An 11,912-nucleotide genomic window follows, 5' to 3' on the forward strand; every position below is an offset into this window, starting at 1 on the left:
ACGGTTAGAGATAAGCAGGAGGAGACCTAACCTGTCAAGCGGTCGACGGAGGGTAGGATGACGGCTGTGTCGCAACGCCCCTTGGTCGGTGAGCCGATCGCTCTGGACCTGCTGAACACCACCTGGCCCGAACGTGGTGAGCAGCGGGACGTCTTCGACGAACCCGGCGGGGTCGGTGCCTGGCTGGCCGAATGGGGCCTCCCGGATACGCCGGGAGCGGAGGAACCGTTGCGGCAGACGCGTTCCGTCCTGCGCGCAGCGCTCGAAAGCCCCGGCGCTTCAGCGGAACGCGCGCTGAACGAGGTGCTGGCGCGCGGACGTTTGCGGCCGGAGCTACGGCAAGGCGGCCCCGAGGAAGTGATCGAGGTCGAGGAAGCGGCTTGGCGACCTGCGTGGCTCGCGGCGTACGGCTACTTGGGCCTGCTTCGCGCGCGCCCGGAACGGATCAAGCGGTGCTCGGCGTATCCGGTGTGCACGCTGTACTTCGACGACACGACCCGGAACGGCACCAGGCGATGGTGCTCCATGGAGACCTGCGGCAACCGGGCGAAAGCCGCTCGTCACTATCGCCGCGAACGGACGGCCTAGCTACCGCCCGAACCAGCGGTGCCGCTTCGCGGCGGGTTCCTGCAGTCCCAGGCTTCCGGCCAGGAAGAAGGTCCCGGTCACGACGTTGCCGGGTGCGGGTGGCTGCTCCAGGTCGGTGGCCGCGATGGCGACGTCGAGTTCGATCGCGGCGATGGTCCGGACCCGGATCCGATGGAATGCCTTGCCGGTGACCGTGTTCACGGGAGTTTCGGCCTCGACGACCTCGCCGGCGAACAGTGCGCGGGCGGAGGGCGTCCTTCGCGGGCTTCCCACCTGTCGACCGTGTCGCGAAAGCCACTTTCGGGACATCAGGCGTCGCGAAAGTGGCTTTCGCGACACGGGCGCCGGTGGCGAGTGGTCGGCGCGGGTGACTGGCCGGGGCGAAGGGAGCTTTCACTGCATTAGATACGGCGAAGGGAGCCTTCACTCCGCCATCCACCCCACCCGCAACACGCCATCCCGAGCGGGGCCTCGGCCGGCTCGCCGTCAGACCGGGTCCGACCCGCCAGCCGAGCTGTACGACATGGCCACGCCCATCAGGTGATCGGCCGGTCCTGCTGTCACGCTGGGTCGGCCATTCGGCCGAGGTGCACCCGGCCGATGAGCCGATCCGGTTGTGATCATCACCCCATAGCGTGACGACTGTCAGCAATTCGTCGTCTACGGGGAGTTCATGATAATGCTTCGCAAAACAGGCGTACTGATGGTCGGGCTGGCCGCGGCGGGAGCGGTGCTGGTGCCGGGGGTCGCGGCGGCGGCCGACGGGCCGACGCCCTACGTCATCGGCGGGCACGACGCCACCGAGGACTATTCGTTCATGGTGTCGTTGCAGGAGGGCGGGCGGCACTTCTGCGGCGGTTCGCTGATCAGTGAGGACTGGGTGGTGACCGCGGCGCACTGCGTGCGGGGAGCGCAGCCGGGGCAGATCAGGACCAGGATCGGGGCGCGGCAGCACAACAGCGGGGGCACCGAGACCGGGGTCAGCCGGATCATCGTGCACCCGGACTTCACCGGGAAGGAGCCGCTGGGCCAGGACATCGCGCTGGTGCGGTTGGACAAGGCGGTGACCGAGCAGCCGATCAAGATCGCCGAAGCCGTGGGCGGCGCGGGGACGGCGACCCGGATCCTCGGCTGGGGTGAGCACTGCGCCGAGCAGAACTGCGGCGCGCCGGAGATCCTCCAGGAGCTCGACACGAAGGTCAGGCCGGCGGAAGACTGCCGCAGTATCGTCGCGGGCAAGGAGATCTGCACCGGTTCCGACACGCCGGACGCGATGGGCTGCTACGGCGACTCGGGCGGGCCGCAGATCAAGGGAAGGCCCGGTGAGTGGGAACTGGTCGGCGCCACCAGCCGCGATGGTGACGCGGATCCGAAATGCGCCAGCGGTCTGGGCATCTGGACCGATGTGACGGTGTACCGGGACTGGATCGCCGAGCAGACGAGCCGAACGCCGACCGTGGCGTGATTTCGGGGCGTGTCGCGAAAGCCACCCTCACCTCGGACGTGGCTTTCGCGGCACATCCGGCTCGTCGGCCGCGTCGAGTTGCCCGTAGGGGCAGCCGGGCGTACCCGAAGGTCTGCCGTCGTGCGGCTGGCCGGTCGGCGCCGCCGCGACCATCGTGGGAAGACCGCCGTCCGAGGAGGTCCGCAGTGATCCATGAGGTCGATGAGGCGCTGCGCCGGCTGGTCCGGGGCGAGGCCCGGCGCGGCAGCGAGATCGAAGTCGCGTTCGACGCACCGACCAAGGAGTGGGCGTCGCGGCGCAACGCTCCCACGGTGAACGTCTATCTCTACGACGTCCGCGAGGATCTGCGCCGCCGCTCACGCGGCCTGCTCAACGAGTACGACCCGCTCGGCAAGATCTCGGCGCGGCATCTTCCGCCCCGGCACATCAAGCTGTCCTATCTGGTCACCGCGTGGACGCAGCGCCCGGAAGACGAGCACCGCGTGCTGTCCGACCTGTTGCTCGGCCTGCTCGCCTACGACGCCGTCCCGGAGCCGGTGCTCACCGGGTCACTGGCGGAGATGGGCCTGCCGGTGCCGATGACGGTCGCGTTGCCACCGCCCGAAGACCGCGCGTTCGCCGACGTCTGGACCGCCTTGGGCGGCGAACTGAAACCGTCGCTGGACGTCGTCATCTCCGCGCCTGTCCACAGTGGACGGGTGTACCCGGCGGAACGGCCGCCGAAGGAAGGCCTGAAGCTCGACACCGGCGACGGCGACGTGATCGGCCATCATGTGGCGGAGAGCGGGGCGGTCGAAGGACAACGCCGGGTCGCGATGGCGCGCACCCACCGGAAGTCCCGATGAGCCTGGAGTACCTGTTCGAGCGGCTGGCCCGGCTCGAACAGCGGATCCGCGACGCGGTCGAGAGCCGCCGGGCCGCCGACCCGAACCCCGACGACCCCTTCCGTGGGCTGTACCTGTCGAACGAGACGATCGACGCGCTGCTGGAAGGCCACCGTGAGCCGTTCCCGCCGTTCACGGACTCCGTGCCGGACGGCCGCCTGTACCCGTTGGCGAAGCGCGCGGGACTCACCGGCGTCGACGTCGAACTGCTGCTGGTGGCGCTCGCGCCCGACCTCGACAGCCGGTTCGAGCAGTTCTACGGCTACCTCAACGACGACGTGACCCGCCGCCGGGCGACAGCGGGTCTGGCCCTGCGCCTGTGCGGCATCCCCGAGGCGTCGGCCGCCGGCAGGGCGCGGCTCGACGCCGACGCTCCGCTGATCACTTGTGGCCTGCTCACCCTCGAGGAGCAGGATCGCCCCTTCCTGTCACGGACGCTTCGTGTCCCCGACCGGGTGGTGAACCACCTGCTGGGCGACGATCGGCTCGCCCCGGAACTCGCCGGATGCGCGCGCCTCGGCACGGAGTTCACCGACGCGGCCGGTGCGGATCGGCTCACCCGGGCGATCAGGGGCCAGGTCGGATTGGTCTATCTGAAGGAGCATCCCGGTGGGGGTGCCGAAGAACTCGGTGCCGCGGCGCTGGCCGGTGCCGGCTTCCCCGCGCTGGTGGTCGACGCGGCACGGTGGCAGGGCGAGCTCACCGGTGCACTCGTGCGGGAGGCTTTGCTGCGCGGTGCCGGGTTGGTGCTGGGCCCGGTCGACGACTCGCCGCGACTGGAGAAGCTCGTTCATCCGGCGGTGCCGGTGATCGTGCACGGCACCGGGGCCTGGGACCCGCGGTGGAGCGCCATCCCGCCGTTGCAGCTCGACGCGTTCCCCCTGTCCGCGGCGAGCCGGGTGGGTCTTTGGCGCGGCCATCTCGAGGGTGGGCTCGCTCCGGACGTCGACCCGGGGGAAGCGACCGCGCATTTCGTGCTGGGGCCGGGGCAGATCGCCCGTGCGGCGAAGGCGGCGTCGGTGACGGCGCTGGCGGATGGCGGGCCGGTGCGGACTGCCCACCTGCGCGCGGGCGCGCGGAGCCAGAACGCGGCCGGTCTTCAGCGGCTCGCCCGGCGGATCGAACCCGTGGTCGGCTGGCGCGACCTCGTGCTGCCCGCGGGCGTACTGTCCCTTTTGGACGAACTGGCCGCGCGGGCGCGCTACCGGGACCGGGTGCTCGACGAGTGGCGGATGCGGCCGGGTGGCGGCCGCGGCCGGGGTGTGACGGGGCTGTTCGCCGGCGATTCGGGGACGGGTAAGACGATGTCCGCCGAGGTCATCGCCGCCTCGCTGGGGATGGATCTCTACACCGTGAACCTGGCGACCGTGGTCGACAAGTACGTCGGCGAGACGGAGAAGAACCTGGAACGGATCTTCACCGAGGCCGCCGGTGTCAACGGGGTGCTGCTCTTCGACGAGGCGGACGCGATCTTCGGCAAACGGTCCGAGGTCCGTGACGCTCACGACCGGTACGCGAACATCGAAAGCGCGTACCTGTTGCAGCGGATGGAAACCTTCGACGGCATCGCGGTGCTGGCCACCAACCTGCGGGCGAACCTCGACGAGGCGTTCACCCGCAGGCTGGACGTGATCGTGGACTTCCCGTTGCCGGACGTCGAGTTGCGGCGTCAGTTGTGGGACCGCTGCCTCGGCGCCCGGCTGCCCCGGGCCGACGACCTGGACCTGGGTTTTCTGGCCGAAGCGTTCGAGCTCGCCGGAGGACATATCCGCTCGGCCGCGGTGACCGGCGCGTATCTGGCCGCGGAGGCCGGCCGTCCGGTGGCGATGACGGATCTGGTCGGCGCGGTCGCGCGGGAGTACCGCAAGCTGGGCAGACTTTGCCTGGACCGCGAGTTCGGCCCGTATCTGGCGCTGGTGACCGAAGGCTGACCTGCCCGTTCGGGCGGCCGATACCGCCCTTTCGGCCGTGCGGGGCAGCCTGGTGCGCGGCGCCGCGACGGCGCAAGCTGGACAGGCGGCGTAGCGACCCGAGGGAGCGGACCATGCGCGGGCACAGTCACGACGACGACTTCGAAGCGAGCTTGCGGCCGAAAGGCGACCGGCTGGAGCGGGACGAGGGCGGCCTGCTGGGCCGCGCCGCCGCGGCCGGGCGCCCTGACGTCCTCGGTCCGGCGGGCATGCTGGATCTGCAGCGCGCGGTGGGAAACGCCGGCGTGAGCACCTTGGTCGAAGAAGAACGTTCGCCGGTGCACGACGTCGTCGGCTCCGGTGGCGGTTCGCCCCTGGACACCGAGACCCGGGCGGATATGGAAGGCCGCTTCGGGCACGACTTCGGCGACGTCCGGGTGCACACCGACGGCGCGGCGCACGACTCGGCGAAGTCCGTCAACGCCCAGGCCTACACGGTCGGTTCGAATATCGTGTTCCAGCGGGACAAGTACGACCCGGGGTCGGACGCGGGCAAGCACATGCTGGCGCACGAGCTGACGCATGTCGTCCAGCAGCGGAGCGGGCCGGTGGACGGGACGGACACCGGCGGCGGGGTGAAGGTCTCGGATCCCTCGGATCGGTTCGAGCGCGAAGCCGTCGCCAATGCCGACCGGCTGATGTCGGCTCCTGCACCTTCACCTGCCGTCCAGCGGTGCGAGGACGACGGCGAGGCGCACGTCCAGCGCGAAGAAGCTCCTGAGGCCGAGGAAGGCGAAGAGGAGAAGATGGCGCAGACGTACGTGCAGCGCGAGGAAGAGGCCGAGGAAGAGGCTTAGATAGTCGTGAGTGGTAATGACGGTTAGAACGATCATTGCCACTCACGAGCCGGCGCTCAGGTGCCGTCCGGCCCCTTGAAACCAGGCTGAATGGCCCAGATGCCCGTTCCGCTTTCCGCGGCACCATTGGATTTGTTGCAGGTTCCGCACATGCCGTGAAGGTTTTCCAGGTCGTTGAAGAACGTCGTGCGGACATCCTGATCGGATCTGCGTCCGGTGGCGTTCCAGTGCTTGATCACGGAAGGTTCCTTGTGATCGAGGTTTATCGCGGAATTTCCTATTCCCGGAACAAGGTGTGGCGACTTGTAGTCCTTGCCGGGGCAGATGTACGAGGTACCCATATTGTACACCGGGTCGTGCTGCCAGCGAGCCGCTTCCCGCAGCTTCTGGCTCATCAGGCGACTGAGTTCCGACTGGCGTTTGAGTTTGGCGGGACCGTTGAAGCCTCCGTAGAACGTGGGGCGGAACTTGCCGTCGGTGCGGAACTCGGAGCGGACCTCGCCGCCCAGCACGTAGGTGGACTCTTTGAGCATGTCCAGGTCGATCTCGTGACCGATCGCCTGCAGAGTGGAGGCGATGAGGAGCCGCTCCTGCCAGATCGCGGCCTCGGCGTTCTGGATTTCCTCCCGGGCGTTCGTGGCGAGGGCGTCCTTCAGTTTCGTCTCGTGCCCGACAACGATGCCGCGCATTTGTGACAGCTGGGTCCCCACGGCAGGCCTGCTCTTGATCATGTCGTGCTCGAGCGCTCGGTCGATCTTGTCCACCAGCGGGTCGGCATCGCTCGCCATCATCAGGACCGGGCGGCCGCCACGGACTTCCATGTAGAGGGAGTGACTGTTGCCCTTCATGGTGACCGCGGTCTTCTTCTTGAGTTTGGCGAACAGCGCGTCTTTGAGGGACTTCGCGCCTTCGATGACCTTGGCTCCCTTGCCCTTCAGCTTCGACCAGATCTTCTTTCCTGCCTTGACGATCGTGCCGACCACCGTGTCGATCGCCTTGCCGACCGGGGCTTGGACCTTCTCCAGGATCGACTTGATCTTCTCCGAGATCCCGCCCAGTCCGAGCAGGCTCGCCAGGAACCCGAGCACCATCGGCAGCGCCTTCGCCAGCGTGCGCTCGATCAGCCCGGCCACTGCGCCGGCCCCGCCACGGGCGATCGACTCGACCGAGTCCAGCACCGACGAGACGAACTCCTTGATCTGGGCGGCCTTGTCGACGAAGAACATGACGATGTCGTAGATCGCCTTGCAGGCCTTGATGAACGCGGCCGCCGGGTTGAGCATCGAGATGATCCAGGTGATTCCCGCCTTGACGATCTTCTCGATCACGAATTCCTTGATCTGGCCCAGCACCAGCTCCTTGAGGTCGCCCAGTTTCTCGACCACCCAGCGCCAGAGCCCCGGCACGCCTTCGGTGATCAGGATCTTGACCACCTCGAAGGTCTGCTCCAGCTTGGCGAGCACGGGTTCCGGGATGAAGCGGAGGATCCGTGCCCGGACGCTCGCCCAGGTGAGCCCCAGGAGCGACATGATCATCTTCAGGATGCCCTTGGCGTCCAGGGTTTCCGGGATCTCGATACCCGCGCTCGCCAGGTTCCCGAGCAACCAGGCCTTCAGCCCGTCCTTGAGATGCTGCACGATGTTCGCGCCGAAGTTCATGACGCCGGTCTTGACCGCGTTGACCAGGTTGCCGAGGAACTCGATGGGTTTCGCGATGATCAGGCCGACCGCGTTCGCCGCCCGCGACAGGACGCCCAGCAGCATGTCCTTCAGCTTGAGGATCGTGTCGATCGCGCCGCCGACCGCCTCCTTCGCCTTGTCCCACAGGCCTTTGTTCTCCGCCTGCAGCGCCTTGATCTCTTCGTCGACGGCGTTGCGGGCTTCGCTGTACTTCTGTGCCAGATCGTCGACCAGCGACTGCTGTTTCTCGTCGACGGAGTTCTCGAGTTCGTCGAACTGGCCGCCGAACTCCTTGGCCGCCTCGCCCGCGATCTTGCGCAGGGCAGGGGACTGCGAGTCGACCTTCTGCCGCACGCGCTCGCGCCCCTCGGCGATCAGCCTTTTCGCTTCCGTCAGCTGCTGGCCGACGAAATCGGCGATCTCCCCGATGACGCCCTGCATCTTCGACTCGTAGACCTTCTTGGCTTCGAGGAAGAGGTTGTTCGCCTCGGCGGGCAGGCCGGCGAACAGGTCGTAGGTCCAGCGGGCCGCGCCGGTGACACCGTCGTAGCGTTCGTCCTTGTACTTCTTCATCCGCGCCTGGTGGTCGGCGGTGAACGCGGCCTTAGCTGCCGCTTCGCCGGTCTCGAACCGTTTGGCCACCTGGTCGTCGAGCGCGCCGATGACCCCCTCGACCTTCGTCTTGGTCTCGTCGAAGATCGCCTTGATCTCCGCGGTGATCCGGGCCCGGTCCTGTTCGTCCTTGGATTTCGTGGCCGCCTTCGCCGCCTGCCCGCGTTGCCCGGCGGACGACCGTGCGCCGGTCATACCCGCCATCGCGGCCTGTCCGGACGCCTGCGCCGCGCCGGTGACGGCGGCCAGCGTGCCCGCTTCCGACTCGCGAACCGCCGCGGGTGCCGCCGCCGTGTGCTGTTCGCCTTCTCGTTTCGCGGCGAGCGCGCCGGTGAACTCGGGTTCGTTGGACTGCGCGAGCTGCTCGTCGGTGACTCCGGCTTCGGCCATCTTGCCGTGGGTTTCGCACTGATCGGCGCGCAGATCGGTCTGACCGGGCGGGGCCTTGTCCGGGGTGGCCTTGCGGGGGTCCGGCGGCGACAGCACGGGCGGCGGTGGGGATTCCGGTAGCGGCTTCACCGGTTTCTCCGTGGCACCGCCGGTATCCGGCGCTTCTTTCGTGCGGTCGGTGACGTCCTTGGCGGAAGCGTCTTTTCCGCTGGTGACCTTGCCCATCACCTCGGACTTGATCTGGTCCGCTTTGCCGGAGGAGGCGAACTTGTCGGCTTCGTCGAGATTCTTCGGCGCTTGCTTGGCCACGGCGGCGTTGACCGCCGCGACGAAGGCGGCCTTGTCGAACCCGGCCGGCTTGGCGGCGGCCATCTTGTCCGCCTGCGCCGCCTTGGCCTGCGCTTCCTTGTCGTCGGCGGGCGCGACCGCGGCGTCCTGCGCCTTCTTGACCTCCGAGGCGGCGGGCGGATGCGCTTTGGCCGCCTTGGCCTGCCCGCTGACGTCCTTCTCGAGCGACCCGAACTTCGGGTCCGACGCGGGCGTCACGCCGGTGGGCGCGACCGGGGGAGCGGGGCAGCTGCTGCGCTGCAAACCGACGAGACGCGTCACCGCCGCGTTGCCCGCGGCGGCCTGGAGCCGCAGCAGTGCCGGCGGGGTGGCACGGCGCGCGGGCTTGACCGGCCGCGCGGGTTGCGCGGCCGGGGCCTGTACCACCTTGTCCCGGCCCGCCGGCATGTCTTCACTTTCGGCTTCGCCGGGCCGATTGCCAACAGCCGGAAGGGCGGGCCCCGCTGCCCGAACGGGCAGCTGCCTTTTCGGGCAGGAATTGGTTCCCGCCGACCTATCCGCTTGGTCGTTTCGCGGCGAACGCCCGCACAGGAGCATCGCCGGGACAGAGAGTGCGTCGAAAGGGAGGCCCGCATGCCCACCTATCTCACCCCGGGTGTGTACGTCGAGGAGATCGAGGCGGGCGCCCGGCCGATCGAGGGTGTGGGCACCGCCGTCGCCGCCTTCGTCGGTTTCGCGGCGGACGGCCCTTTCAACACGCCCACCCTGGTGTCCAACTGGACCCAGTTCACCCAGACCTTCGGTGACTTCGTCGAAGGCTGCTATCTGGCCCAGTCGGTTTACGGCTATTTCCTCAACGGCGGTGCCAACTGCTACATCGTCCGGATCGGCGGCCCGCGGGGCCAGGAAAACGGTGCGGCACCGAAGGCGGCGACACGTCAGGCCGTGCTCGGTGGCTACCGTTTCGTCGCGAAAGAACTCACGAGTGGCGGACAGGCCGGAGAGCTCACCGTCGAAGTCACCGAACCGACCGGGGAGAACCCCGGCGACGACCGGTTCACCGTGCTCGTCAAGAAGGACGGCAAGGTCGTCGAGACCCACAACGTGACCACCAAGCGCACCAAGGAGAACGTCGTCACGCTGGTGCGCGAGAAGTCCAGCTTCATCACCATCGAAGAGCTCGCGACCGGTGGCGCGGTGGCGAAACCGGACCGGGGCACCGCCGTGCTCACCGAGCCGCCGCAGCCACCGCCCGTCCCGCGTCGCATTGCGGCGGACGACTATGTCGGCGACGTCGCCGACCGCACCGGTTTCGGTGGCCTGGAGGCGATCGACGAGATCACCATGGTCGCGGTGCCGGATCTGATGGCCGCTCACCAGCGCGACCTGATCGACCTCGACGGCGTCAAGGCCGTCCAGCTGGCGATGATCGCGCACTGCGAGCTGATGGGCGACCGGATGGCGATCGTCGACCCGCCGCCCGGGCTCAACCCGCAGGAGATCCGCTCCTGGCGCATGGACCAGGCCGGGTACGACTCGAAGTACGCGGCGCTGTACTACCCCTGGGTGCAGGTGCTCGACGCCGCCAGCGGGACCAACACCTACGTGCCGCCGAGCGGATACATGGCGGGTGTGTGGGCGCGCACCGATGCGACTCGCGGTGTCCACAAGGCACCGGCGAACGAGGTCGTCCGCGGCGTGCTGGCGCTCGAGACCCATCTGACCAAGGCGGAGCAGGAGCTGCTCAACCCGATCGGCGTGAACTGCGTGCGTTCGTTCGCGGGCAAGGGGATCCGGATCTGGGGAGCGCGGACGCTGTCGAGTGACCCGGCGTGGCGCTACCTGAATGTGCGGCGGCTGTTCAACTACCTCGAGGAGTCGATCCTCAACGGCACCCAGTGGGTCGTGTTCGAGCCGAACGACGACGCGCTGTGGGCCCGCATCCGGCGCACGATCAGCGCATTCCTGGTGATGGAGTGGCGCAAGGGTGCGTTGTTCGGCCTCACTCCCGACGAGGCCTTCTACGTGAAGTGTGACCGGGAGACCAACCCGGCCGAGGGGATCGACCTCGGCCAGGTGATCTGCGAAGTGGGCATCGCGCCGGTGAAACCGGCGGAGTTCGTGATCTTCCGGCTGGCCCAGATGTCCGGCGGCACCAGCCTGGTCAACGAATAGTGAAAGGGCTCCGAAATGGCACTTCCCGATCTTGACAAGGCCGTCGGCTGCTCGTTCGGGCTCGAGATCGACGGCGTTCAGATCAAGCAGATCTCCGAGGTCTCCGGACTGAAGATGGAGCAGGACGTCATCGAGCTCAAGCAGAACACCGTGGACGGCAAGTACGTCATCAAGAAGCTCCCCGGCCGCCCGAAGGCGGGCGAGGTGACGCTGACCCGCGGTCTGACCGACGACAGCAGCTTCGAGAAGTGGGTCAAGGACGCGCACTTCGGCAAAATGGGTGCCGCTCGTAAGGGCGGCGCGATCATCGTCTACGACTACGAAGGCACCCCGCTCAAACGCTACAAGCTCACCAACGCGTGGCCGAAGAGCCTGGAGATCGGTGCGCTGAAGGCGGGCGACACCAGTGTGCTCACCGAGAAGCTCGTGGTCACCTACGAGCAGATGGAAGTCGAGTGAGCCCATGCGCAGGGTGATGGCGTCGGCGCCGGCCGAAGAAGCGCCCGTCGTGCCGGACGCGCAGGCCCGGCCCAGGCTGCGGACCGAGTTCGCGTTCGAACTCCCGCGCGGCTACGTCGACGACGCGGGAAACGTGCACCACTCCGGGGTGATGCGGCTGGCGACCGCGAGGGACGAGCTCGTCCCGCTCCGGGACGACCGGGTTCGCGAGAACTCGGCCTTCCTCACGGTGGTGCTGCTGGCCAGGGTGATCACCCGGATCGGCGACGTCACCGATGTGCACGCCGGGATCATCGAGAACCTGTTCGCCTCGGATCTGGCGTTCCTGCAGGACATGTACCGGCGGATCAACAGCGAAGGCCATACCCGGGCGGGTGTCGCCTGCCCGGAGTGCGGCCACGAGTTCGTCGTCGACGTCGCCGGTGGCCGCCTGGGGGAATCGTGACGTACGCGGCCGGACGGCTGCACGAGGAAGTCGCGTACGTCGCCTACCACCTGCACTGGTCGCTCGACGACATCCTCGACCTCGAACACCACGACCGGTTGACCTACGTCGCCGAGATCGCCCGGATCAACACTCGGATGAGCGAGGGACGGTGACGCCG

Annotated in this window: 11 protein-coding genes; 9 read left to right on the top strand and 2 right to left on the bottom strand. The window is 68.1% G+C overall.

What is annotated here, in order from left to right; all coding sequences use genetic code 11:
- Positions 1 to 57 precede the first annotated feature (57 nt).
- The gene (locus ACZ3HL_RS29215; protein ID WP_465417716.1) at positions 58 to 588 is read left to right on the top strand and encodes a CGNR zinc finger domain-containing protein; all 531 of its coding nucleotides are present in this window, start codon (positions 58 to 60) and stop codon (positions 586 to 588) included.
- Here ACZ3HL_RS29215 and ACZ3HL_RS29220 read toward each other — a convergent pair whose 3' ends face one another.
- Positions 589 to 861, bottom strand: a complete 273-nt coding sequence (locus ACZ3HL_RS29220) for a hypothetical protein (RefSeq protein WP_465534803.1) — start codon at positions 859 to 861, stop codon at positions 589 to 591. It abuts the gene before it with no gap.
- A 406-nt stretch (positions 862 to 1,267) separates the two neighbouring features.
- On the opposite strand from ACZ3HL_RS29220, the gene ACZ3HL_RS29225 reads away from it, so the two are divergent.
- From ACZ3HL_RS29225 to ACZ3HL_RS29240, 4 genes are all read left to right on the top strand, one after another.
- A complete protein-coding gene (locus ACZ3HL_RS29225) occupies positions 1,268 to 2,053 on the top strand; it encodes a S1 family peptidase (protein WP_465417712.1) in 786 nt (261 codons plus the stop codon).
- 185 nt (positions 2,054 to 2,238) lie between these two features.
- Complete coding sequence (locus ACZ3HL_RS29230) at positions 2,239 to 2,898, top strand: Pvc16 family protein (RefSeq protein WP_465417706.1); 660 nt, start codon at positions 2,239 to 2,241, stop codon at positions 2,896 to 2,898.
- Positions 2,895 to 4,868, top strand: coding sequence for an ATP-binding protein (locus ACZ3HL_RS29235; RefSeq protein WP_465534804.1), 1,974 nt, complete (start codon positions 2,895 to 2,897; stop codon positions 4,866 to 4,868). Before ACZ3HL_RS29230 ends, ACZ3HL_RS29235 begins: the two co-directional genes overlap by 4 nt.
- A 113-nt stretch (positions 4,869 to 4,981) precedes the next feature.
- The gene (locus ACZ3HL_RS29240; RefSeq protein WP_465534805.1) at positions 4,982 to 5,704 is read left to right on the top strand and encodes an eCIS core domain-containing protein; all 723 of its coding nucleotides are present in this window, start codon (positions 4,982 to 4,984) and stop codon (positions 5,702 to 5,704) included.
- Between the two features lie 56 nt (positions 5,705 to 5,760).
- Here ACZ3HL_RS29240 and ACZ3HL_RS29245 read toward each other — a convergent pair whose 3' ends face one another.
- A complete protein-coding gene (locus ACZ3HL_RS29245) occupies positions 5,761 to 9,120 on the bottom strand; it encodes a phage tail protein (RefSeq protein ID WP_465534806.1) in 3,360 nt (1,119 codons plus the stop codon).
- Between the two features lie 186 nt (positions 9,121 to 9,306).
- Between ACZ3HL_RS29245 and ACZ3HL_RS29250 the strand changes: the two genes are divergently transcribed.
- From ACZ3HL_RS29250 to ACZ3HL_RS29265, 4 genes are read left to right on the top strand one after another with little or no spacing between them, the layout of a single operon-like run.
- Positions 9,307 to 10,848, top strand: coding sequence for a phage tail sheath family protein (locus ACZ3HL_RS29250; RefSeq protein ID WP_465417697.1), 1,542 nt, complete (start codon positions 9,307 to 9,309; stop codon positions 10,846 to 10,848).
- A gap of 15 nt (positions 10,849 to 10,863) precedes the next feature.
- Positions 10,864 to 11,307 (top strand): phage tail protein, encoded by a 444-nt coding sequence (locus ACZ3HL_RS29255; protein WP_465417695.1) that lies wholly within the window; start codon positions 10,864 to 10,866, stop codon positions 11,305 to 11,307.
- 4 nt (positions 11,308 to 11,311) lie between these two features.
- Positions 11,312 to 11,752, top strand: a complete 441-nt coding sequence (locus tag ACZ3HL_RS29260) for a hypothetical protein (protein WP_465417692.1) — start codon at positions 11,312 to 11,314, stop codon at positions 11,750 to 11,752.
- Positions 11,749 to 11,907, top strand: coding sequence for a DUF6760 family protein (locus ACZ3HL_RS29265; RefSeq protein ID WP_016333592.1), 159 nt, complete (start codon positions 11,749 to 11,751; stop codon positions 11,905 to 11,907). The genes ACZ3HL_RS29260 and ACZ3HL_RS29265 overlap by 4 nt, the downstream gene beginning before the upstream one ends.
- The last annotated feature ends 5 nt before the right edge of the window (positions 11,908 to 11,912 follow it).

The organism is Amycolatopsis sp. NPDC000009, from assembly GCF_055563465.1.